General features: G+C 63.9%; 18 protein-coding genes and 1 tRNA gene. 5 read left to right on the top strand and 14 right to left on the bottom strand.

Annotated elements, in window-relative coordinates; genetic code table 11:
- Positions 1-87: 87 nt before the first annotated feature.
- The 5 genes from DVR09_RS01995 to DVR09_RS01975 form a co-directional block, all read right to left on the bottom strand.
- The gene (locus tag DVR09_RS01995) at positions 88-771 is read right to left on the bottom strand and encodes an NnrU family protein (RefSeq protein WP_115415449.1); all 684 of its coding nucleotides are present in this window, start codon (positions 769-771) and stop codon (positions 88-90) included.
- 247 nt (positions 772-1,018) lie between these two features.
- Complete coding sequence (locus DVR09_RS01990; RefSeq protein ID WP_234041517.1) at positions 1,019-1,507, bottom strand: FKBP-type peptidyl-prolyl cis-trans isomerase; 489 nt, start codon at positions 1,505-1,507, stop codon at positions 1,019-1,021.
- 13 nt (positions 1,508-1,520) lie between these two features.
- Positions 1,521-2,900, bottom strand: a complete 1,380-nt coding sequence (locus DVR09_RS01985; protein WP_115415447.1) for an amidohydrolase family protein — start codon at positions 2,898-2,900, stop codon at positions 1,521-1,523.
- Positions 2,897-4,279 carry an amidohydrolase gene (locus DVR09_RS01980; protein ID WP_115415446.1) on the bottom strand — a complete coding sequence of 461 codons (1,383 nt, stop codon included), beginning with the start codon at positions 4,277-4,279 and terminating at the stop codon, positions 2,897-2,899. Before DVR09_RS01980 ends, DVR09_RS01985 begins: the two co-directional genes overlap by 4 nt.
- Positions 4,280-4,382: 103 nt before the next feature.
- On the bottom strand, positions 4,383-6,029 hold the full coding sequence (locus DVR09_RS01975) for a peptide MFS transporter (RefSeq protein ID WP_115415445.1): 1,647 nt from the start codon (positions 6,027-6,029) through the stop codon (positions 4,383-4,385).
- A 219-nt stretch (positions 6,030-6,248) separates the two neighbouring features.
- Here DVR09_RS01975 and DVR09_RS01970 point away from each other — a divergent pair, with 219 nt between their 5' ends.
- The 4 genes from DVR09_RS01970 (at position 6,249) to DVR09_RS01955 (ending at position 7,965) form a co-directional block, all read left to right on the top strand.
- A complete protein-coding gene (locus DVR09_RS01970) occupies positions 6,249-6,590 on the top strand; it encodes a GntR family transcriptional regulator (protein ID WP_115415444.1) in 342 nt (113 codons plus the stop codon).
- A gap of 152 nt (positions 6,591-6,742) precedes the next feature.
- Complete coding sequence (locus DVR09_RS01965) at positions 6,743-7,024, top strand: integration host factor subunit beta (RefSeq protein ID WP_115415443.1); 282 nt, start codon at positions 6,743-6,745, stop codon at positions 7,022-7,024.
- Positions 7,025-7,097: 73 nt separating this feature from the next.
- Positions 7,098-7,183, top strand: a tRNA-Leu gene (locus tag DVR09_RS01960).
- 146 nt (positions 7,184-7,329) lie between these two features.
- Positions 7,330-7,965, top strand: coding sequence for a PilZ domain-containing protein (locus DVR09_RS01955; protein ID WP_115415442.1), 636 nt, complete (start codon positions 7,330-7,332; stop codon positions 7,963-7,965).
- A gap of 92 nt (positions 7,966-8,057) precedes the next feature.
- On the opposite strand, the gene msrB is transcribed toward DVR09_RS01955, so the two are convergent.
- From msrB to DVR09_RS01935, 4 genes are all read right to left on the bottom strand, one after another.
- Entirely contained in the window at positions 8,058-8,570 is a 513-nt protein-coding gene (gene msrB, locus DVR09_RS01950) for a peptide-methionine (R)-S-oxide reductase MsrB (protein ID WP_234041516.1), read from the bottom strand.
- Positions 8,571-8,638: 68 nt separating this feature from the next.
- The gene (locus tag DVR09_RS01945; protein WP_115415441.1) at positions 8,639-9,979 is read right to left on the bottom strand and encodes a cytochrome P450; all 1,341 of its coding nucleotides are present in this window, start codon (positions 9,977-9,979) and stop codon (positions 8,639-8,641) included.
- A 122-nt stretch (positions 9,980-10,101) separates the two neighbouring features.
- On the bottom strand, positions 10,102-11,340 hold the full coding sequence (locus tag DVR09_RS01940; protein WP_115415440.1) for an ABC transporter permease: 1,239 nt from the start codon (positions 11,338-11,340) through the stop codon (positions 10,102-10,104).
- The gene (locus tag DVR09_RS01935; RefSeq protein WP_115417729.1) at positions 11,337-12,317 is read right to left on the bottom strand and encodes an ABC transporter ATP-binding protein; all 981 of its coding nucleotides are present in this window, start codon (positions 12,315-12,317) and stop codon (positions 11,337-11,339) included. The genes DVR09_RS01940 and DVR09_RS01935 overlap by 4 nt, the downstream gene beginning before the upstream one ends.
- 66 nt (positions 12,318-12,383) lie before the next feature.
- Between DVR09_RS01935 and queG the strand changes: the two genes are divergently transcribed.
- Positions 12,384-13,433, top strand: coding sequence for a tRNA epoxyqueuosine(34) reductase QueG (gene queG, locus DVR09_RS01930; RefSeq protein ID WP_115415439.1), 1,050 nt, complete (start codon positions 12,384-12,386; stop codon positions 13,431-13,433).
- Here queG and DVR09_RS01925 read toward each other — a convergent pair.
- The 5 genes from DVR09_RS01925 to DVR09_RS01905 form a co-directional block, all read right to left on the bottom strand.
- Positions 13,417-14,643 carry an NAD(P)/FAD-dependent oxidoreductase gene (locus tag DVR09_RS01925; RefSeq protein WP_115415438.1) on the bottom strand — a complete coding sequence of 409 codons (1,227 nt, stop codon included), beginning with the start codon at positions 14,641-14,643 and terminating at the stop codon, positions 13,417-13,419. The genes queG and DVR09_RS01925 overlap by 17 nt on opposite strands.
- A 46-nt stretch (positions 14,644-14,689) precedes the next feature.
- On the bottom strand, positions 14,690-19,369 hold the full coding sequence (locus DVR09_RS01920; protein WP_115415437.1) for an NAD-glutamate dehydrogenase: 4,680 nt from the start codon (positions 19,367-19,369) through the stop codon (positions 14,690-14,692).
- A 179-nt stretch (positions 19,370-19,548) separates the two neighbouring features.
- Entirely contained in the window at positions 19,549-20,526 is a 978-nt protein-coding gene (locus tag DVR09_RS01915) for an LLM class flavin-dependent oxidoreductase (RefSeq protein ID WP_115415436.1), read from the bottom strand.
- Positions 20,523-21,362, bottom strand: coding sequence for a tetratricopeptide repeat protein (locus DVR09_RS01910; RefSeq protein WP_115415435.1), 840 nt, complete (start codon positions 21,360-21,362; stop codon positions 20,523-20,525). The genes DVR09_RS01915 and DVR09_RS01910 overlap by 4 nt, the downstream gene beginning before the upstream one ends.
- A complete protein-coding gene (locus tag DVR09_RS01905; RefSeq protein ID WP_115415434.1) occupies positions 21,359-22,102 on the bottom strand; it encodes an alpha/beta hydrolase in 744 nt (247 codons plus the stop codon). Before DVR09_RS01905 ends, DVR09_RS01910 begins: the two co-directional genes overlap by 4 nt.
- Positions 22,103-22,119 lie beyond the last annotated feature (17 nt).

The following is a 22,119-nucleotide window of genomic DNA, read 5'->3' as shown; positions in this document are numbered from 1 at the left end:
CGCTGCGCTGCTTGAGGGTCCTATGTTCGCCCTATCGCTGTGCTGCTTGAGGGCCATGTTCGCCCTATCGCTGCGTTGCTTGAGGGCTTACCCCACCCAGCGCCAGATGCCTGCGGGAATCCCATTGGCGTGGATATGGCCATAGGTTGCCGCCAGCCAGATCACGATTCCCCCGATCCATGCGATAGGCCCCGCCTTGGCGAAACCCGAAAGGCGCGGCCAGAAACGCGTGCGGCTTTCCCAGTCCGCCCAGGCCTCGCCCATCAGCGCTTCCTTCTTGCGGTCCTGCAGATGCGCGCCGACCAGCGCGAGGAACCCGAGCGCACCCGCCAGAACGATCTGGCGCGGTGTCGGGCTCGTCAGAATATGCATGGCCGCCCACAGCGCGAAGCTCCACATCATCGGATGGCGGGTAATGTGAAACACCCCGTGGACCGGCAGAGCGGCATTGGTCGCGGCTTTCGGATCGGGCAATGCGGGATTGCGCGCGAAACTGCCCGCGAACAGCACCGAGGCGAACAGCATGATCGCCGTCGCGGCGATCCAGATACCGTCGCCCATCCCATTCCATAACGGTACGCCGCCCGGCCCGACCGCGCGAAACGCGAGCACTGCCCAGACGAAGGTCGCCAGCGCAACCAGCGAATAGAGCCCGCGAAACCCGTTCTCGCCGATCGTCCCGACGAGCGGTGCCCTCAGCGGGTGCGAGAGCGCGAAATGTGTGCCGACGAATGCGACCGAACCGGCAACCAGAGACAGCAAAGGATCCATATCCTCATTCCCCTTCCATGGGCCAGGTTATCACAGGGCGGCCAAGCGGAAAATGGCGCTGTCCTACAGATGTGCAGTGTGTCTAGAATGGCGAGGTCCGCAAACCCGCCGCGATGCGGCAGGCGGGGGGGGGGGCGCACATCGTCCGCCTCCGTTTCAGGCAATTAAACCCTTTTATATCTGTTGCTTGGCGCCGCCGATCCTGGGTGACGGGGTGTAAACTTCGTCATCCAGGTGTCACCCCGACCTAGCGCCCTTCGATACCGATCAGCTTGACCGTGAACAGCAGCGTCGCACCTCCGGGGATCGGCCCCTTGCCGCTCGCGCCATAAGCGAGGTCCGCAGGCGCGGCGATTTCGATCGTGTCGCCCACGCCCATTTCGGGGATCGCCATCTGCCAGGCCTTGATCAGCCGGCCCAGCGGAAAGGTGGCGGGCTCGCCGCGCTCGAAGCTGGAATCGAAGGTTTCGCCATCGATGAAGGTGCCCGCATAATGCACGGTCACGGTATCCTCGACGCGCGGCTTCGCCTCGCTCGCGGCATAGTCGACATAGCGCCACTTGAGCCCGCCCGGCATGGTGCGCCAGCCGTCTTCATGCGAGAGGCCCGCAAGATAGGCCTGCTGAGCGCTCATCCAGGCGATGTCCTGCGAGCGGTCGGGTTTATCCTGCGCCGAGAGCGCATGAAAGCCGACCGCAGCGGCTGCCGCGCCCAGCGCGAGCAGGGTGGTGCGCATTTCCTTCATGTCCTTACCAATCATAGGCTTTCGGCAGGTCGCTTTCGTCGAGATCGCGATAGCGCTCCTTGAGGCGGCTCTGATGATTGTCGAGCGGCTGTTCGACGCCATCGATGAACACTTTCACCGGCATCGAGCCGACTTCGAGCGGATCGCCGTCCCAGATCACGAGATCGCCCATCGCGCCCGGCGCGAGCACCCCGGCCTTGCCGCCCATGCCGCTGATCGCGGCGGGAACCGAGCTGATCGCCGCGAAGGCCTGGCCCCAGCTCAGCCCGTCGGCGCCCGGTATCCGGGTCAGCGCGACGAGGTTGCCGGCATACTGATTGAGGTTGCGCGGGTTCTCCATGGCGGCGGCATTGATCGCCACCTTCACGCCCGCCTTCACCATGCGGCCGATATTCGACTGGGTGCTTGCGAGCTGGTCGAAACCTTGCGGTAAATCGTCCAGCCCATCGGCGATGACCGGCACGCCTGCCGCGGCGATCTCGCTCGCCACGAGCCAACCCTCGCTCGCGCCGACAAGGACCATGTCCAGCCGCGGGAATTCCTGCTTGAGGGCCAGGGCGCTGCGGATGTCGGCCGCACGCTCGACCATGACATAGAGCGGCTGCTCGCCCCGCGCCACGGGCACCAGCGCCGCTGCGTCGAAGCGCGTGAGCAGAACGTCCGAAGCGCGATCGCGAGCGGTGCGGGCCATGCGGCTGTCGATGCCGATATCGTCGCCTTGCCGGGTGATCCCTCGCCCGCCGCCCGGGCTTGTGATCGTGCCATTGCGCTCAAACTCGCCCGCTTCGAGCAGGGCGTTGCGGAAAAGCGCCTGGGCCGACGCGCGGCTGCCGCCCGCAAGGCGTGCACCGCCTTCTCCCAATTCGACCACCTGGAATGCGCGAGGGCGGGTTACCGCCTGGGCATCGGAGCCCAGATCGATGATCGCCCCCTGCCCGGCAAAGATCGACCCGCTGGCCGCCCCCGCCACCGCCGCACGGGTTATCCCGGCTGCCCGGTGAATGAGGATATGCTGCGAGGCAGGATTGACGACGGGGGCAACATCCAGAGCGGCGCTGAACGGCGAGCCGCCCGCGCGGATATCGTTCGATTCCCGGACTGCGCCAACGTCCCACAGGCCGAGATTTGTCATCGTGGCGAAGAGGCCGGGCGTGACCCAGCGCCCACCGCCGTCCACCGAGATCCCGGCAGGCACGGCGGGCATGTTCTCGGCATGCCCGGCATAGACCACCTTGCCGCCGCGGACGACGACCGAACCATTCTCGATCGGTTCGGAGCCGTCGCCGGTGACGACCGTAACATCGGTGATGGCGATGTCCTGCGCGGCGGCGGGTGCGGCGGCGAGTGCGAGGAGGCTGGCCGCCATGGTCAGGGCGCGCTTCATTTCACATCTCCTTCGCCCGGCTGGCCGAGCTCGAAATCGCTTACCGGCCGCCGCTTGCGGTCCATCGCATCATACATCAGCGCCCCGTCGATCCAGACCTTTTCGGGCCGGGCATAGACCGATAGCGGATTGTCGTTCCACAGAACCACATCGGCCATCTTCCCCGGCTCGAGGCTGCCGGTCATTTCATCGATACCCATCGCCTTGGCAGCGTTGAGCGTGATCCAGCCGATCACTTCGGCATCGGGAATGTCGATCCCCACCCGGCGTCCGGCGGCTTGGGCCTTGGCGGCTTCCTGATTGAGCCGCTGGATGCCATTGGCATCGTCCGAATGGATGACCACGCAGGCCCCGGCCTGGCGCAGGAAGGCGGCGTTTTCGAGAATACCGTCATAGGCTTCCATCTTGAAGCCGTACCAATCCGCCCAGATCGCGCTGCACACCTCGTTTTCGCGCAGAAGGTCGCCGATCTTATAGGCTTCGACCGCGTGGTGGAAGGCGGTGACCTTGTAGCCCATCTCCTTGGCCATATCCATGACCAGCGCCATTTCGTCGGCGCGATAGCAGTGGTTGTGGATCAGGATTTCGCCGTCGAGCACACCCTTGAGCGTTTCCTTGCCCAGATCGCGCTTCTTCCCGTCATAGGCCTGTGCATCGAGCCACATTTGCCGGTTGACCGCGAAATTGCCCATCCGGGTGGAGGGCATGCGGCCCTTGCCACCGTAAACCCGCTTGGGGTTCTCGCCGCAGGCCATTTTCATGCCGTAGGGAGCGCCCGGGAATTTCATCCCCTGAACCGTGCGTGCCGCGACGTTCTTGAGCGTGACCGAGCGCCCGCCGGTCAGATTGGCCGATCCGGGAAGGATCTGCAGCGCCGTGATGCCGCCATTGGCCAGCGCGCGGGTGAAACCGGGGTCCTGCGGCCAGACCGAATGTTCGGCCCACACCTCGGGGGTCATCGGGCTGGTGGCCTCATTGCCGTCGGAATGGGCTTCCACGCTCGGTGTCGGATAGTCGCCGAGGTGGGAATGGATGTCGATAATGCCGGGAGTGACGAACTTGCCGCTGCCGTCCACCCGATCATAGCCTTCGGTTGACAGCGCAGCGTCGCCCACCGCGACCACTTTGCCATCGCGAAAGAGCACGGTGCCATTGTCGATCCGTCCGCCTGTGCCGTCGTAGACCGTCGCCCCAACGAGTGCCGTCGGACGACCGGGATAGGGCGTGTAAGTCGAGGGGAAAGGCGTGTTGCCGTCCGCGCCGACGGGCGCATCCCAATCCTGGGTCGAAGCGGAAGCGACGCCATCGCCCCCGCCGATGGTCGAGCATCCGGCCACCGCAAAGGCAGCCGCGCAGGCGAGCAGGACGTGTTTTTTCATGGAACCCCCAATGCAGTCGGGCCGGAGCATTGCTGCCCCGGCCCGCCCGGTCAATTGGTTTTGGTCGAGGGGAATCGGCGCTCCGACGATCCCTCGGGCGCGATCAGGCGCGGCTGGTCGGGTGGATGCCCGCTTCCTGCGCCTCGAGCCCGGCTTCGGCGTGGCCTTCGAGGGCATCGTCCTTGAGCGTGTCGAGATGCATCAGCTTCTTGATCAGCGGGCTGATGACCATAACGCCGACACCGATCGCGACGGCGTACCAGCCGACGGTCGAGTAAACGCCAAGCACGACCTGCTTGCCCGCTTCCTCGCCGACGCCTTCCGCGCCGGTCGCTGCCGCGATGAGACCGGCGGCGAAGTTGCCGGTGGCCGAAGCGAAGAACCAGGTGCCCATGATGAGCGAAGCCATATGCGCCGGGCTGAGCCGGTTCATCGCCGAGAGGCCCACTGGCGAGAGGCAGAGTTCACCGGTGGTGTGGAGCAGGTAGATCAGGAAGATGAAGATCACCGGCGTCGGCACATTCACGCCGACGCTTTCCGCGCCCCAGACGAGAACGAGGAAGCCAAGGCCCACCTGGATGACGGCGAGGCCGAACTTCATCGGCGTGCTTGGCTCCGCTCCCTTGCGCGCCAGCCCCTGCCACAGCATCGCGAAAAGCGGGGCGAGCAGGACGATGTAGATCGCGTTGATCGACTGGAACATCGAGGCGTTGACGCCCTGCGTGTCGACATGGCGATCGGTGAACAGGTTGAGGCTCGACCCGGCCTGTTCGAACAGTGCCCAGAACACGATCGAGGTCAGGATCAGGAACATCGCCGCGAAAATGCGGTCTCGTTCCTGGCTGGGCAGTTTGGTCACCGCGGTGAACAGGACGTAGAGTACCAGACCCCCGCCGAAGGCACCCAGTACGTATCCGACGAGTTCCTGATACTGGATCGCCGCCCAGCACAGCAGGACCATGGCGAGGCCGGCACCGTAGATGCCCCATTCCCTGGCGCCCTTGATCTTCGCGGGATCCTTGGGTTCGCCCTTGCCCAGAAGGAGCGGCTTGCCGATCACGAAGAATACGAGGCCCAGAAGCATGCCGAAGCCGGCAAGGCCGAAGCCGTACTGCCAGCCATAGGTCTGGCCGAGATAGCCGCAGATGATCGACGCGGTCGCCGCGCCGACGTTAATGCCCATGTAGAAGATCGTATAGGCCGGGTCGCGGCGAACATCGGTGCGCGAATAGAGCTGGCCGACAATCACCGAGATATTGGCCTTGAGGAAGCCCGAGCCGACGATGATGAGCGCCAGGGCAAGCCAGAAGACATTGATCATCGGGTCGGCCTGGCCACCCGATCCTTCGAACGCCATGAAGAAGTGCCCGAACGTCAGCAGCACTGCCCCGAACAGCACGGCTTTGCGCTGCCCGAGATACTGGTCGGCAAGGTAACCGCCGACGACGGGGGTAATGTAAACCAGCGCGGTGTAGGCGCCGTAGATGATCGAAGCTTCGCTGTCGCTGAACAGCCAGTGCTGCACCAGGTAGAAGATCAGCAGCGCGCGCATGCCGTAGTAGGAAAAGCGTTCCCACATTTCGGCCATGAAGAGAAGGAACAGACCCTTGGGGTGTCCGATCACCTCTTCCTGCGGGCGGGTAACGAGCACGACGCCGCCGATGAGAAAGGCTGCAAGCGCGATTACGGCTATCCTGAATGCCCACATTTCGAATGCAGAGCCGAATGTGAAGAACATGCCCTCGACCATATGATTCCGGTGTCCCTTATTTCTATCCGGAGTCGCGCGACCACGCCGACCCTCCCCAAAAGAAGCACGTACCGTAACGTTTTCGCGCCTCATGTGAAGCATTAGTTACACTCGTGACTGTCTGCACGGGCCGACAGCGGGCGGGAACGCTCTCGGAAGGGAACCTTGTGCGCCGCGCTGTATTATGTCACTGTAGCAGTCTGTCGTCGGGGAATTGTTATGTCCAACCAGTCCAAGCCGGTCTATCTCAAGCTGCGAGACATGATCGCGGCTGCGATTATCGATGGCCGCTATGCCGAGGGCGAAATGCTTCCTTCCGTACGCGCACTGGCGGCGGAACAGGGCGCCAACCCGCTGACGGTGGCCAAGGCCTACCAACAATTCCAGAACGATGGCCTCGTCGAAGTCCAGCGCGGCGTAGGCATGTATGTCGTGAGCGGCGCCGCCGATCGTCTGCGCCAGTCCGAACGCGAGGCTTTTTTGTCGGAGGAATGGCCCGAAATCCGGGCACGGATGGATCGCCTTGGCGTTTCGGCGAGGGAACTGCTCGCCGAAGCCTGACGGCGATGGCGAAAATATACAATCATGAACTTGCGGGCGCCGGTGGCTTCTGTCACAAGGCATCTCGCTGGAATCGAGTGCAAAAGCACAATTCCTTCAGGGGCGCATCGTGTGAACGAATTGTTGCGGCCGTATCGGCCGGGAGACGCCAGATGATCCGATCCGAACTTCTTTCCGCCCTCGCACAGGACAATCCCGAGCTGCGCGCCGAAGAGGTTGAACAGGTCGTCGATATTTTCTTCGAGGAAATAGCCCAGCGCCTGACCGAAGGCGGCCGGGTCGAATTGCGCGGGTTCGGAGCGTTTTCCACCCGCGAGCGCGAAGCGCGCAAGGGCCGCAATCCGCGTACCGGCGAAACGGTCGATGTACCGGCCAAGCGCGTGCCTTATTTCAAGCCGGGCAAGGACATTCGCAAGCGCCTCAACGAAGGCTAAGCGCCCCAAGACAACGAGAATGCGATAGGACGTTGCTCCCGCGCCGGGCAGCGATTAGGGCGGCTCGGCGCCGGCGGGTGTGGCGGAATGGTAGACGCCGGGGACTTAAAATCCCCTGATCTTGTGATCGTGTGGGTTCGAGTCCCACCACCCGCACCAAGCATTCCCTGTTATCAGCATGTAGTCTCAACCGGTTTTCTAGGCATTAACCCCTATTGGTCTATTAGCCAGGCTCGAAGAGAACTTGGGCAGGATACACTTGGCGGCAAATGCGAAGCCAGTTATTGTGAGGAATGCGCAGGGCGATGGAGTATACTAGCGGGCTCGCCATGAACGAAGAGAATTCTGCGCCCCCTGGCGACCAGCGTGGAGCGCCGCGCTTTACCTCGCTCATCCGGGCGGCGAAGCTGGTCTGCGGCCAAGGCGAATTCGTCTGCGTAATCCGCGATGTCTCGGCCACCGGCGTGTCCGTGCGCACGTTTCATCCGCTACCGACGGACAAGACCGTCGCGCTCGAACTGCAAAATGGCGAGAGCTACGAACTGCAGCTCGTCCGCGGCGAAGGGTGCGAAGCCAGCTATAAATTCGACCGGCCCATTGTCGTCGAGCGGTTGATCCATGAAGACTGGCACTATCCCAAGCGACAACTTCGCCTCAACATCACGCTCCCGCTCAAGGTAAGCGCGCTCACCGGCAGCGCGGAGGCCGTTACGCTCAACATCTCGCAGCAGGGCGCGCGGATCGAATGCGACGCCGTGTTCGCCATCGATCAACGCGTGACGATCAGTTGCGAACAGCTGCCCGACATTCGCTGCAAGGTCCGCTGGCGCAAGGACAGCAATTATGGCCTCGTCTTCGAGGACACCTTCTCCTTGCGCGAATTCGCCATATTTGCCGCCCAGGTGCAGTGCCCCGTCCTGTTCCAGAACGATCCGTCCTAGGCTCGGCCCCCGGGATGACACGGCCGGATGAAGGCTGCCCGCAGGTTTAGCCCGGCAAGCGGCTGCCCGGATTCTCGCTCTCGACCCGCATGTCAGGCCGGTCTGAAATCGAGCGCCACGCCGTTTATGCAATGACGCTTGCCGGTCGGCTTGGGGCCATCGCTGAAGATATGGCCAAGATGACCGCCACAATCCGCGCAGTGCACTTCGGTACGCGGATAGCCGATCTTGTAATCGGTGCTGGTGCCGACCGCGCTCTTGTCGATCGCCCGCCAGAAGCTCGGCCAGCCGGTGCGCGAATCATATTTTGTTTTCGAACTGTAGAGGGCATTGCCGCAGCCGGCGCAGACGAAGGTGCCGGCGCGTTTCTCGTCATTGAGCGGTGAGGAATAGGGTCGCTCGGTCCCGGCCTGACGCAGAATGTAGAATTCCTGCTTGCTGAGCCGCTTTCGCCACTGTGCTTCCGACAGTGTCACCGGAAAATCCTTCGCCTCGGCATGGCTCGAGCCGCAGGCGGTCAGCGCCACGAAGCTGGCAGATGCGCCGATCCAGCCGAGCAGGCGGCGGCGGTCGATAGAGGTATCGGTCATAATGCGCCGGTTCATGACGTGGGACCTTGGCGCCCCACGTCTGAACCTACGCTTGAACCAGCCCGTTGGTTACGGGGCCGGTATCAGAACTCTTCGATTTTCACTTCGAGCTTGCGGAAGCCATGAACGAAATTCGCCCGCACCCGCTCGACATCGCCCACCACTTTCACGCGCATGCGGCGTTTGTGGATTTCCTCGAGCAGAACCCGGAGCTGGAGTTCGGCCAGACGCGCACCGACACAGCGATGAATGCCGTAGCCGAAGGCGATATGGCGCCGTGCGTTCTCGCGCGTGATGTCCAGCTTGTCGGGATTGTCGAACACTTCCTCGTCGCGGTTGGCGGAGATATACCAGAGAACGACCTTGTCGCCTTTTTTGATGGTCTGCCCGAACACCTCGGTGTCTTCGGTGCAGGTCCGGCGCATATGCGCCAGCGGGGTCTGCATGCGCAGGATTTCCTGCACCGCATTGGGAATGAGGTCGGGCTTTTGCTCGAACAGATCGCGCTGGTCCGGATTCTTGTCGAGCTGATAGATAATGCCGCTCATGGAATTGCGCGTGGTGTCGTTGCCGCCCACGATCAGCAGGATCAGATTGCCCATGAATTCTTCCGGGCTCATCTGGTTCATCGCTTCGGAGTGGATCATCATCGAGATGAGATCGTCGCCGGGTTCCTTGTCCTGCGTGCGCTCGATCCAAAGCGACTGGAAATAGGCCGCCATCTCGTTGAGGAAGCCCCAGCGCATTTCATCCAGATCGCGGACCGTGGCAAGCTCGGTATCGCCCGACCAATCGGACCAGAAGGTCAGCAGGCGGCGGTCTTCCCAGGGGAAGCCGAACAGGATCGCGAGCATGCCGGTGGTGAGTTCGATCGACACCTTGTCGACCCAGTCGAACACCTCGCCGCGCGGCAGCGAATCGAGCAATTCGCCGGTGCGCTGGCGAATCTCGCCTTCCATTTCGGCCATGCCGCTGGGCGTGAACTTGGGGGCGACGGTGCGCCGCTGGCCGGTGTGCTGCGGGCGGTCCATGGCGATGAACATGGGCAATTCGCGGCGTTCCTCGATGCCTGCTTCGGCCAGCTCTTCGTCGGTCAGGCGGTTGAGGATGGTTATGCCGCCATATTCCCAGCTCGAGGAGAAGACATCGGGCAGCGCCTCGATATGCTGGATCGCCTTGTGGCTGACCACCGCCCAATAAGGGCCGAACGGACTTTCGGGGATATAGTGCAGCGGCCCCGCTTCGCGCATTTCCCGGAAAATGGGCTGCCAGGTGTTATCGGCGTAGATATCGCTGCGGCTGACATCCCATTTGTGCGGATGGTCGAGCTTATGCTCGGGGTGCTCTTCGAAATGCTTCTTCAGCGCCTCGTATGCAGTCGGCGAAGTCCGGCATTGGGGGCGTTCGATTGCGGCGGTGGCCATATGTCTCTCTCCTCGTGGGAGCGACTCCATTCGGTCGCTCTCTCCTCGACATCCATCCTGCCCTAACTTACAGGCGAGTCAATAGTGCGTTGCAAATCGCCACTCAAAACGGGGCGAATCGCTCATCCTGTGCGCTGTGGCCCGACCGGTCGGGCGGGCGTGGTCCCGTCGACATGCCCTTTGACCGCTCGCCCGCCCTTGCCGGATTTCATCACCCGGCGGCGGAAGATCAGCGCGCCGAAGCGAACGAAAAGAAGGACGCAGAGCGCCTGCCATGCCAGCGCGAGCGCATGCGGCCAGAGCGCGTCCGACTGGGCCGCGCGGGCGAGCATGGCGAAGGGCGAGGACAGCGGGAACACCGCCGAAAACAGCTCCATTGGCGATCCGGGTCGCGTGATCGAGGATGCCGCGAGGAAGAACACCAGCAATTGCGCCATCGTCACCGGCATCGATAGTGTCTGCACCTCGCGCACGGTTGCCGCCATTCCGCCGATCGTGAGAAAGAGTGAGCCCAGCAGGAGGTATCCCATCGCGAAATAGGCGATGCCGAGGGTGACAAAGAGGGGCCAGCCCAGCGCCGGTTCGGGCAATCGTGGCAAGGCTTCGCCCGCGAGCAACGCGATCGCTCCGCCGAACATGGCCCATACGGCAATGCCTACGAAACTCACGCCGAGCATGGCCACCAGCTTGCCGAGGAACACCGCATCCATGGGAATCGCCGCAGCGAGCACCTCGATGACCTTGTTGGCCTTTTCCTCGACCAGATTGGACAGCACCATGCCCGCGAGCAGCATCATCAGCAGGAACAACAGCAGTTGTCCCGCCTGGGCGGTGCGAATGCGGTCGGTCCTGACGGCAGCGGTGCTGGTCGCGACCGGACGTGCGGTTACTTCGGGATAGGCGGGGATGTCTCGAGCGCCCGCTTGGGCGGCGATCATCGATATCGGCCCGCTCCAATAGGCGATCGCTTGTGGCGGGGCGGTGATCTCCGGCGCATTTAGCGTACCGCTTACCACCGCGCTGTAATTCTTGCCGGGCTCGCGCAGAATCTCGCTCGGGCGGGCCGTGCTGGTCGTCGCCTCCAGATCGGGCAGAGCGGTGCCGACCCTTGGAGACAGCCGGGCGCGCGCCTCGACCATTGCGGTGGCATCCGCCTCCGCCATCGCCACGGCCACCAGCCGCGTATTCGCATCCCGTTGCACCTGTCCGCCAATCCCTCCGGCAAGCACACCGATCCCGATAGGGAACAGCGGGCCGAGCAGGAAGAACAGGAAGGCACGGCTAAACAGGATGGCGCGGAAATCGCGCCGCGCGACGACGCGGGCGGCTTCTAAGCGTGACAGGCGGGTCGTGTCGTTCAACGGCTTTCTCCCGCCGCAGCGTCCTGTTTCAGCGCGCGCGCCGCGGCTTCTCCGGCGATCTCGACGAAGGCGTCGTGCAACCCGGCGCGCTCGATCGACAGCAACAGAATACCTGCATGGCCGTCGATCAATTGCTTGAGCATGGCCTCGATCCCGGTCTCGGGTACGGGGAAATGCCAGAAATGGCTTTCGTCGCCTCTGCGGTCGTGACGTGCGTCATCGGGAAGCGCCGCTCGCCAGGCCCCTTCGCTGGCGCGGGTTTCCAGCCTGACCTGCGCGGGAATGCGATCGCGCGCGGCGTCGACCGATCCGGCATAGGGCACCTTGCCCGCGGCAATGATCGCCACTTCATCGCACAGCCGTTCGGCATGATGGATGACATGGGTCGAAAAGATCACGGTCACGCCATCTCGCGCCAATTCGCGGATCGTGACTTCCAGCTTGCCCTGGTTGATCGCGTCGAGACCGCTGAAGGGTTCGTCGAACACCACCAGGCGGGGGCGATGGACGAGCGTGCCGAGCAATTGCACGGTCTGCGCCATTCCCTTCGAAAGCTGACGGATCTGCCGGTCGATCGCGTGGCCCAGCCCGTGGCGTTCGAGCAGTTCGCGCCCGCGCGCCCTGCCTTCGTCGAGCGGCAGCCCCCGCAACGCGCCCATGAAGGCGATTGCCTCGTCGCATTTCATCGCCGGATACAGCCCGCGCTCCTCGGGCAGATAGCCGATCAGTTTCGCGACCTCGTGCGGGCGGTCCTTGCCGAAGATGCGGCGCACCCCTTCGTCGGGATCGATAATGCCCAGCAACATGCGCAATGTGGTGGTCTTGCCCGCGCCATTGGGGCCGAGAATGCCGTAGATCGCGCCTTCGGGCACGGCGATATCCACCCCGTCCACCGCCAGAATGCCGTCGAACCGCTTGACCAGGCCCTGTGCCTCGATAGCGAGCGGGCGAGATCCGGCAGGGGAGAGTCGCGTCATCGTGCCTGTTTCGGTAAGCATGGGCGCATGACTAATGGCTGGCAGTGAACGGGAGCACACGCAAGCGTGGTTAATGCCGAGTTGCAGGCCGATTTGCGCGGGGAGGCCCGAAGGCTGGGTTTCGCCGCCTGTGGCTTTGCGTCCGCCGCGCCCGATCCGCGCCGTGCCGCGCGGCTGGAGGAATTTCTCGGCCATGGCCGCCACGGCTCGATGCAATGGATGGAGGACCGGAAGCAGCAGCGGGCCTCGCCGCAGGGTCTATGGCCCGATGCGAAGAGCGTACTTGCGCTCGGCATGAGCTATGCGCCCGATGTCGATCCGCTGGCGTTGGCACGCGATAGCGAGAAAGCGCGCATTTCGGTCTATGCGCATGGGCGGGATTATCACGATGTGGTCAAGAAGGCGCTCAAGGCCCTTGCCCGATGGCTGATCGAACGCGCGCCGAACAGCGAGCTGAAAGTGTTCGTCGATACCGCGCCGGTGATGGAAAAACCGCTGGGCGAAGCGGCCGGGATCGGCTGGCAGGGAAAGCATACCAATCTGGTGAGCCGCGAACATGGGAGCTGGCTTTTCCTGGGAGCCATCTATTCGACGCTCGAATTTTCGCCCGATGCGCCGGGCACGGACCGGTGCGGATCGTGCCGCGCCTGCCAGGACGCCTGTCCCACCGATGCTTTTCCGTCGCCCTACCGGCTCGATGCGCGGCGCTGCATTTCCTACCTCACGATCGAGCACAAGGGACCCATCCCGGAAGAATTCCGCGCTGCCCTGGGGAATCGGATCTATGGCTGCGACGATTGCCTGGCGGTTTGTCCGTGGAACAAATTTTCCGAAACGGCCCACCGGCACGCCAAGCTTGCCCCGCGCGACGAATTGCTCGCACCCGACCTCGCCACATTCCTGCAATTCGACGATGCGGGTTTTCGCCAGTTCTTTTCCGGTTCGCCGATCAAGCGGATCGGGCGTGACCGTTTCGTCCGCAACTGCCTCTATGCGGCCGGGAACAGCGGTTCCGCCGCGCTAAAACCATTTGTAGCCCGCCTGCGTTCCGACGATGATCCCACGGTCGCCGAAGCGGCTGCTTGGGCGCTGGCCCGGCTTAGCGCATCTCCTTGAGCGGGATGTCGCTGTCGGCCAGCAAACCGGGATCGATCTCGGCGCGGTCCACCACGAGCTTGCGACCCTGAACGTAGTCCTTGACGCTGTTCACACAGTCGAGCGCGATTACCTGGCCTTCCTTCAAATAGATTACGCTGAATTTCTTCGCTTCCGGATCGCCGCGCAACACAGTCGCATCATATCCGGTTGCGATACCCACCGTCTGCAGCTTCAGATCGTACTGGTTCGACCAGAACCACGGCACCGCATCGTAATCCTGCTTGTCGCCCATGATCGCCTTGACCGCGCAGCTTGCCATGTCGTTGGCATTCTGCACCGATTCGAGGCGGATGACCTTGTTTTCCGCATAGGGATTGGCGTGGCTGGCGCAGTCGCCGATGGCATAGATATCGTCCAGCGTGGTGCGCCCGTAAGTGTCGACGTCGACCCCGTTCGAGCCTGCCGCTCCGGCGGCGATCAGCGGGCCGACCGAGGGGACGATGCCGATACCGGCGATGATCACGTCGCAGGCGATCTTTTCGCCGCTGTCGGTCAATACCCCGCTGACGCGGCCATTCTCGCCCTCGATCGTCTCGACACCGGTGGACAGACGTAGATCGACGCCCTGCTGGCGATGGTAGGCGGCATAGTAATCGGACAGTTCCGGACCGGCCACGCGCGCCAGCACGCGGTCGAGCATTTCGACCACCGTGACCTCGCAGCCAAGCTTGCGCAGGACCGCCGCCGCTTCGAGCCCGATATAGCCCGCCCCGACAATGACCGCGCGTTTCGCCCCCGCGGCAAGCTCTTCCTTGAGCAGGTCCACGTCCCGCCGTGTGCGGATATAGTGGATGCCCGCGTAATCGCTTCCCGGGCACGACAGGCGCCGGGCATCGCCGCCTCCGGCCCAGATGAGCTTGCGATAGGCAATGCGCGTATCGTCGGACAGGGCGAGTTCGTGCGCGACGGGATCGACTTCGTTGACATTGCGGCCGAGGCGCAGCTCGATACCCTTGTCGGCCCAGAACTGTTCGGGGCGTATCTGGATGCGCTCGAAGGGCTTTTCGCCGGCGAGATATTCCTTCGAGAGCGGCGGGCGCTCATAGGGTGGATTGCGGTCCCGGCTGACCATGAGGATCGACCCCTCATGACCATTTTGTCTCAGTGCAATGGCGGCCTGGGCACCCCCATGCCCGGAGCCCACGATAACAACGTCGAACTTTTCCATGGTCACGCTGGCTGGCGTGAAATCGCCATCCGGTCAAGCGTACCGGTTATCGACCGAGCAGATTGCGAGCCATGCTGGCGATCTGTGCCAGCATGGCCGGCGCCACCGGAGACTGGCCCTGTGCCCGTGCAACCATGGCGCGGAAGCCATGCACGGCGGCAGACTGTTCCTCGGCCCATTTTGCAACGATTCCCGGCATGTCCTTCTTGGCATCCTTGCGCCGCGCGAGACGGCGCAACAACTCCAGCCGCATCTGTTGAAAATCGCGTGCAAGGCCGGACACGAGCAGGCGTTCCCACACATCGGAGGGGCTCATGAGCGCTGCCGTCGACTGCGCCCAGTCGAGCCCGAGCCGGTGACCGACTTCGGTAAAGGCTTCGGTCAGCCCGATCGGCGGGATGCCGGTTTCGCTGGCCAGTTTGGCAAGGCCAACCGCCCCGTCGAGATCGTAGAGATGCGCGACCCGCGCGGCCAGCGGCTCCGGCGCACCTGCCGCTACGAGCTGTTCACGCAAGCGGTCCGACTGCTGCCGCGATTCGGCGGACAAGAGCTCGCCCGTCGCATCGGACAGCTTCGCGACTCCCTTGCCGATTTCGGCAACAAGCGCGCTGGGATCGACCTTGCCTCCCGACGTCCGAAGCACATCCGACATCAGATTGCCCGTGGCCGCGGCGATCCGGTCGAATATCATCAGGCGCGCCTTTTCGGGCATGTCCGCGACATCGACCGTGTCCCACAGGTCGGGCAGGCCGAACAGTTCCTCGACCGCGACGAAAGCGGCTGCGACCTCGCACAGTTCCGCGCCTTCCTCTTCGGAAAGTTCGAAAGGATGGATCATGCCGAGACGGTTGACGATGCGGTTGGCCAATTTGGTCGCGATGATCTCGCGGCGCAGCTGGTGCCCTGCAATCTGCGCCTTGAACTTCTTGCGCATCGGTTCGGGGAAAGCTTCGAACAGCGTATCCTCGAGCAGTGTGTCCGCAGCAAGGCCGCCCCGTTCGACGGCATCCTGCAACACCAGCTTCGACGAGGACAGCAACACGGCCAGTTCCGGGCGGGTCAGGCCCTGCCCATCGGCAGCTCGCCGTTGCAGCGTCTGGTCGTCGGCCAGGCCTTCGGTTCGCCGGTCGAGATTCCCGCCCGCCTCGAGCGTTTCGACGAGATGGCGCTGCGACGCCATAGCGCTTGCTCCGCCAATCTCGGCGATCGAGAGAGCCAGGGCCTGCAGCCGGTTGTCTTCGAGGACAATCCGGCCGACTTCGTCGGTCATCGATTCGAGCAGGGCGACGCGTTTGGGTTCGGACAGCTTGCCTGCGCGTTGCGCCGCCGCCAGCGCAATCTTGATATTGACCTCGTTGTCCGAGCAGTCGACGCCGGCGGAATTGTCGATGAAGTCGGTGTTCGATCGACCGCCGACTTGGGCGAATTCGATGCGTCCGGCCTGCGTAATGCCGAGATTGGCCCCTTCGCCGATGACTTTCGCGCGCACGTCCCTACCATCCACGCGCAACGCGTCATTGGCGGGATCGCCGACCTGCACGTTGTTTTCGTGGCTCGCCTTGATGTAGGTGCCGATGCCGCCGAACCAGATCAGGTCGACCGGCGCCTTCAGAATGGCCGAAATCAGCGCCTCGGGTTCGATTTCCGATTGATCGATGCCAAGCTTCGCCTGCACCGCCTTGGTCAGCTTGATGCTCTTCGCATCGCGCGGGAACACGCCGCCGCCCTTGGAAATCAGCTTGCTGTCGTAATCCTCCCAGCTCGACCGCGGCAAGTCGAACAAACGCTTGCGTTCTTTCCAGCTTGCCGCCGGGTCGGGATCGGGGTCGAGAAAGATGTGACGGTGATCGAAGGCGGCGACCAGTTTGATCGCCTTCGACAGCAACATACCGTTGCCGAAAACGTCGCCCGACATGTCACCGCAGCCGACGACTTCGACGCTGTCGCTCTGCACGTCCACGCCCATTTCGAGGAATTGGCGCTGGACGCTGACCCAGGCACCCTTGGCGGTGATGCCCATGGCCTTGTGATCGTACCCTTTCGAGCCGCCCGAGGCGAAGGCGTCGTCGAGCCAGAAGTCCCTCGATTTCGCGATTGCATTGGCGATGTCGGAAAAGGTTGCCGTACCCTTGTCGGCGGCGACCACGAAATAAGGGTCCTCGCCATCGGTGATGACGACGTTTTCCGGATGCACGACCTTATCGTCGACGATGTTGTCGGTGACCGAAAGGAGCGTGCGGATGAACGTCTCGTAACTTGCGCGTCCTTCGGCCGCCCAGCCCTCGCGATCGATGGCGGGATTGGGGAGTTGCTTGGGATAAAACCCGCCTTTCGCCCCGGTCGGCACGATCACCGCGTTCTTGACGCGCTGGGCCTTCATAAGGCCCAGGATTTCCGTGCGGAAGTCGTCGCGTCGGTCGGACCAGCGCAAGCCACCGCGCGCAACCGGGCCGCTGCGCAGATGGATACCTTCGACGCGCCGCGAATAGACGAAGATTTCGCGATAGGGAATCGGCTTGGGCAGGCCCGGAACCTTGGCGGAATCGATCTTGATCGCAAGCGCTTCGCTTGCGGCGGGCGCGAAAGCATTGGTGCGCAGAATCGCGTCGATCAGCGAGTTGTACAGGCGCAGCAGGCGGTCGTCGTTGATCGCCTTGACCTTGGCGAGGCCCCGCTTGATCGCGTTGCGCGCGTCCCCGACCGCCTTGTCGCGTCCGCTGCCGAAATCGGGATCGTGACGCGCGGTGAAGAGGGCGATCAACGCCCGGGTGACATCGGGCGCGGCCGCGAGAGCATCGACCACCGTATAAATCGTGAAGCCCATGCCGACTTGCCGCAGGTAGCGGTAGAAGGCGCGCAGCCAATTGGCTTCGCGCGCGGACAGTCCCGCTTCGGGCACCAGGCGGTTGAAGGGATCGTTTTCCGCTTCGCTGTTGAGCACGGATGCGATTGCTTCCTCGATCGCATCGGATCGATCGATCAGCGCTTTGGGATCGGCCCCCGGCTTCAGATCGAGCAGAAAGTCGTGGATCGTCCCCAGCCGCCCCTCGTCGAGCACGGTGGGCATTTCGGACCGCACGTAGAAACCGAAATCCTCGAGCGCAGGCACGCCTTCGGAAAGCGGCAGGCTGCCTTCGGACTGGTACAGTTTCAGCCGCAGGCAGCCATCGATCTCGCGCTCGCAGAAATACATCCGCGCGCCCCGTACGACTTCCTCGCTTTCGAGGCTGGCGCCGAGATCGTGCAGCCGAGATATATCGAGTGCGGCCTCGCGAGGGCCGAACCGGCCGCGAAAGCCGGTCGGGAAATGCTCGGCGAAGCGCATGGCCAGGCCGGCCGCGCGCGAGGGTTCTTCCCGTGTGCCGAGCTCCGCCTCGACCGCTTCGCTCCAGCCGCGCAGCAGCGTCTGCATCTGCTGTTCCAGCCGGTCCTCGTCCGGTATCGTGTCGCCATCGCGAATGTCGAAAACGAACCGGATCGTGGCTAGATTGCCCCCCTCGACCTCCAGGCTCCAGTCGAGCAGGCGCGCCGCTGCGGCCTCTTCCAGCAGGGCCTGGATCTCCAGCCGGACCTGCGTTGCCACCATGTCGCGCGGCAGCCAGACAAAGGCGAAAAGGTGTCGGGCAAGCGGAGCCTCGACCAGGGCAAGCCGGGGGCGAGGGCGGTCGACCAGGCTCATCATCGTGGTGGCAACGCGTTCGACGTCGCTTTCGGAAAAGCCGATCAGCAGATCGTGCGGCAGCGTCGTCAAGGCATGGACCAGAGCCTTACCCGCATGGCCGGTATCGTCGAAGCCGTGGCGCTCGCGCAGAGCCTCGAGTTCGCGGCGCAAGCGCGGCACATTGCGCGGCGGCGCGGCCAGCGCGGCACTGGTCCACACACCCGCATGGACCGAAAGCGCGATGGTCTCGCTGCCCTCCTGGATCGGCACGATGAGCAGATCGAGCGGCACGCGGCGGTGCACATTGCTGAGGTGGTTCGCCTTGATTATCAGGGGGCGGCGCCTGTTGTCCTTCTTCGCGAACCACGTGAACGCACGCTCGTAGGAAGCTTCCGCGAGGAGTTCCCGAGCGCTTTTGCGACAGATGCCGAGCTGGTCGCGCTGCGTGCCATCGCGATGGCGCGTCACGTGGCCGAGCTGGGTGAGCATGCCCGAATTGAGCCAGTCGAGCAGGTCCGCGCCTTCTTCGTCCGTATTGCGGATGCGATCGGCATCCTGCGTCATCGCCTGCTGGAGCTTGGGCCAGTCGCTGACCGCCGCCCGCACGTCGGCGAGGGTTTCCTTGAGGCCTTCCTGCAACTGGCGGCGCGTCTTCGCATCGACGCGGGCCGCCTCGATATATATCATCGATTCCCAATAGGGATCGTTATCGGGAATCCCGATCAGCTTCCCCTTGTCGTCGCGTTCGACGGGAATGACCGGATGCACGAGCCGGTCGATCGACAGGCCCAGCGCGGCGATGGTCGCGGCCACCGAATCGACGATAAAGGGCATGTCGTCATTGACGATCGCAATGCGCGTAAGGCGGCGTTCGTCGCTGATGCTCTCGATCGCCATGGACGAGCGACCGAAGGTGCGATCCGCCGCCAGCGCGCCTACGAAGGACGCAGCATCGGCAAGCCTTGCCTTGTCGAAGGGCGTATCGCCTTTCAGCAGCGACTGGCGCATTCTTTCGGTGATGGCGTTTTGGAGCTTCTTGGGAAGCGCGGCAGTCTTCGAACCCATAAGGGGCCTCTCTCCTTGCGGCGCATGATCGTTTCCGCGCCGCGAAATATCCGAGTCGTGTGCGCCACGACCTGCGCGCCGCGCCTAGGCCTGTTGGAGACGGCTCGCAAGGTGGTGCCGCCGAGAATTTGCAATTGCAAGCCTATGATGCGGCGAAACGCGGTGCCGTTACGGCATGCTCATGCGCGGAGCCGGTTCATGGCCAGCGCGAGCGAGCGGCATCGCGCCTCCGGATCGAACATGCTGCCGCCGAAGATGACCTCGTCCGCTCCCGTGCGTCCAACGAAGGCTTCTACCGCCTGCGCAGCCTGTTGCGGCGTGCCGATCGCGCTGGCTTGCCCGATATGCGCCAGCATCGCCTGCGCCGGTGCGGGCAATTGGTCGCGATATCCGCGCACTGGCGGGGGCAGCTTGCCCGGCGTGCCCGTGCGCAGGGCCACGAAAGCCTGGAGCTGGGAGGAAGCCAGATATTCGGCCTCTTCCTCGGTGTCGGCGACGAACAGGTTCATCGCGACCATCACATGCGGTTTTTCCCAATCCTCGGACGGCTGAAAATCGCGCCGATAGAGCTCGAGCGCGGCGTCCAGGTGGTCGGGCGCGAAATGGCTGGCGAAGGCATAGGGCATGCCCAGCTGCGCGGCGAGCCGGGCACCGAAGAGGCTGGAGCCCAGCATCCAGAACTCGGGCTTCGCGCCAAGCCCCGGAGTGGGGTGAATGGCCGTATCGCCTGCCATCAGCGCCATGAGTTCGGCCACGTCCTGCGGGAACATTTCGGCGGCGCGATGAAGATCCTTGCGCAAGGCGCGCTGAAGTTCCGGCCCCGCTCCGGGCGCCCGTCCCAGGCCGAGATCCACGCGGCCCGGAAACAGCGCGTCGAGCGTGCCGAACTGTTCGGCGATCTGGAAAGGCGTGTGATTGGGCAGCATGATTCCGCCCGACCCGATGCGGATGGTGGATGTCGCATTGCCGATATGCGCAAGCACGACCGAGGTCGCCCCACCGGCAATACCCGCCATCGCGTGATGTTCGGCCACCCAGAAGCGCTTGCAGCCATTGTCTTCCGCATTTCGGGCAAGCTCGGTCGCCGCCTCGAGCGCTTCGCCGACGTTCCCTCCTTCGCGCACCGGAACCAGATCGAGGACGGAAAAATCGGTCACGATTGGAGCTGTTCCAGATAGCCGCGCGCACGCTTGGCCTCGTCGCTGTCAGGCGCGACGAGCAGTACCGATTCGAAGCTGCGTCGGGCCTCCTGCTCGCGCCCCGACAGCGCGGCAATCACGCCTGCTTCGAGGCCCACGGCGGGATCCCGCGGCGCCAGCAGCGCTGCTTGCGCGATCTGCTCACGCGCTTCGCCCAGCCGTTCCAGCCGCCGGGACAATGTGGCCGAAAGCAGCCATGCGCGGGCATTGGCAGGGTCGTTCCCACGCGCCTTTTCCAGCGTTGCAACGGCTTCGTCATTGCGCTCGAGGGCTACCAGGGCGCGGGCGCGGTCGATCAGGACGCTGGCGAGAAGCGGCGCATCGTCCGCTTGGGTGGCAAGGGTGACGGCGCGGCCGAAAGCAATGTCGGCGATCGCTGGCTGGTCCTGGGCCATCGCCGCGTTGCCGGACATGGCCGCGAGGCGCGACTGGTAGGCCGGGGCGCCCAGGGGAACTTCGTCGGTCGCCAGATCGAACGCTCTTTGTGCCTCGGCGAATTCGCCCTCGCGAACGAAGGCGATGCCCAGGCAATGAGCCGATTGGGCCAGTTCGAGCTGGGTAGCCGCCGCTTCGCGCCACTTCTGTGCGTAATCCCTGGCGGCTTCGGCATCGCCGCGCGCCAGATTTACGCAATCGGCAAGCTTTCCCTGGGCCGGTGATGCGGTATCCGCCCGGTCCCGCGCCTGCGGCCGTTCGGGTCGATCGCGCAGCTCGTCGGGCAGGCCGGGGAAGGCATCGATGGACGGGTTCGGGCCGACCTGCATCATCAGCAGGGCAAGGGCGGAGGCGATCATTCAGGACCTTTCGAGAGCGCGTCGACGGTGCGCAGCAGCAAAGCGATGTCCTGCTCGCGCGACAGACGGTGGTCGCCATCCTTTACCAGCGTGACCTGTACGTCGTCCGAACGCAACGTTCCGGCAAGGCGCAGGCTTATTTCCCAGGGCACATCGGCATCGCGCTGGCCGTGGATCAGACGGACGGGGGCATCGATGGTGATCTCGCCGCCAAGCAGCACTTGCGCCTGCGCGTCGGTAAAGAACCGGGGGTGCATGGGGGTGGGGTCGGGACCGTAGGGGTTCTCGTCATACACGATCGCGCCCCCGGCCAGTTTCGCCTTGTCGGTTTCGGAACGGCCCCATTCGGTGAAATCTGGCGCCGAGGCGATGCCGACAAGCCCGGCCAGCCGATCGCCCAATGCCATTCCCAGAAGCAGCATCAGCCAACCGCCCATCGAGGACCCGACTAGGATGACTTGGTCGTCGAGTTTCGCCTCAATCAGAGCGAGCGCCTCGTCGCGCCATTTCGAGAGCGTGCCGTCCGCAAAATCGCCCTCGCTTTCGCCGCAACCCGAATAGTCGAGCAGCAGGCAGGCGCGCCCCTGCTCGCGCGCCCAGTCGAACAGCGCAGTCGCCTTGCCGCCCGCCATGTCGGACATATAACCGGGCAGAAACACCAGCGCGGGGCCATTGCCACGGATATGGCGGAAAGCGAGGCGCCGCCCATCGGGCAGCTCGAAATGCTTGGTGTCGAACATGGCGCCCGATGTCGCCC

Source organism: Erythrobacter aureus, assembly GCF_003355455.1.
In the GTDB taxonomy this organism is placed as follows: Bacteria; Pseudomonadota; Alphaproteobacteria; order Sphingomonadales; family Sphingomonadaceae; genus Qipengyuania; species Qipengyuania aurea.
Note: the sequence above shows the minus strand (reverse complement) of the source record. Positions and strands in the feature narration are given on the sequence as shown.

Coding starts and splice junctions, on each gene's coding strand:
- DVR09_RS01970 (WP_115415444.1), top strand. CDS start 6,249: ATGTCCAACCAGTCCAAGCCGGTCTATCTCAAGCTGCGAGACATGATC.
- msrB (WP_234041516.1), bottom strand. CDS start 8,570: ATGAACCGGCGCATTATGACCGATACCTCTATCGACCGCCGCCGCCTG.
- DVR09_RS01985 (WP_115415447.1), bottom strand. CDS start 2,900: ATGAAGCGCGCCCTGACCATGGCGGCCAGCCTCCTCGCACTCGCCGCC.
- DVR09_RS01945 (WP_115415441.1), bottom strand. CDS start 9,979: ATGGCCACCGCCGCAATCGAACGCCCCCAATGCCGGACTTCGCCGACT.
- DVR09_RS01990 (WP_234041517.1), bottom strand. CDS start 1,507: ATGCGCACCACCCTGCTCGCGCTGGGCGCGGCAGCCGCTGCGGTCGGC.
- DVR09_RS01980 (WP_115415446.1), bottom strand. CDS start 4,279: ATGAAAAAACACGTCCTGCTCGCCTGCGCGGCTGCCTTTGCGGTGGCC.
- DVR09_RS01925 (WP_115415438.1), bottom strand. CDS start 14,643: ATGGAAAAGTTCGACGTTGTTATCGTGGGCTCCGGGCATGGGGGTGCC.
- DVR09_RS01920 (WP_115415437.1), bottom strand. CDS start 19,369: ATGGGTTCGAAGACTGCCGCGCTTCCCAAGAAGCTCCAAAACGCCATC.
- DVR09_RS01995 (WP_115415449.1), bottom strand. CDS start 771: ATGGATCCTTTGCTGTCTCTGGTTGCCGGTTCGGTCGCATTCGTCGGC.
- DVR09_RS01965 (WP_115415443.1), top strand. CDS start 6,743: ATGATCCGATCCGAACTTCTTTCCGCCCTCGCACAGGACAATCCCGAG.
- DVR09_RS01935 (WP_115417729.1), bottom strand. CDS start 12,317: ATGACGCGACTCTCCCCTGCCGGATCTCGCCCGCTCGCTATCGAGGCA.
- DVR09_RS01975 (WP_115415445.1), bottom strand. CDS start 6,029: ATGGTCGAGGGCATGTTCTTCACATTCGGCTCTGCATTCGAAATGTGG.
- DVR09_RS01905 (WP_115415434.1), bottom strand. CDS start 22,102: ATGTTCGACACCAAGCATTTCGAGCTGCCCGATGGGCGGCGCCTCGCT.
- DVR09_RS01955 (WP_115415442.1), top strand. CDS start 7,330: ATGGAGTATACTAGCGGGCTCGCCATGAACGAAGAGAATTCTGCGCCC.
- DVR09_RS01910 (WP_115415435.1), bottom strand. CDS start 21,362: ATGATCGCCTCCGCCCTTGCCCTGCTGATGATGCAGGTCGGCCCGAAC.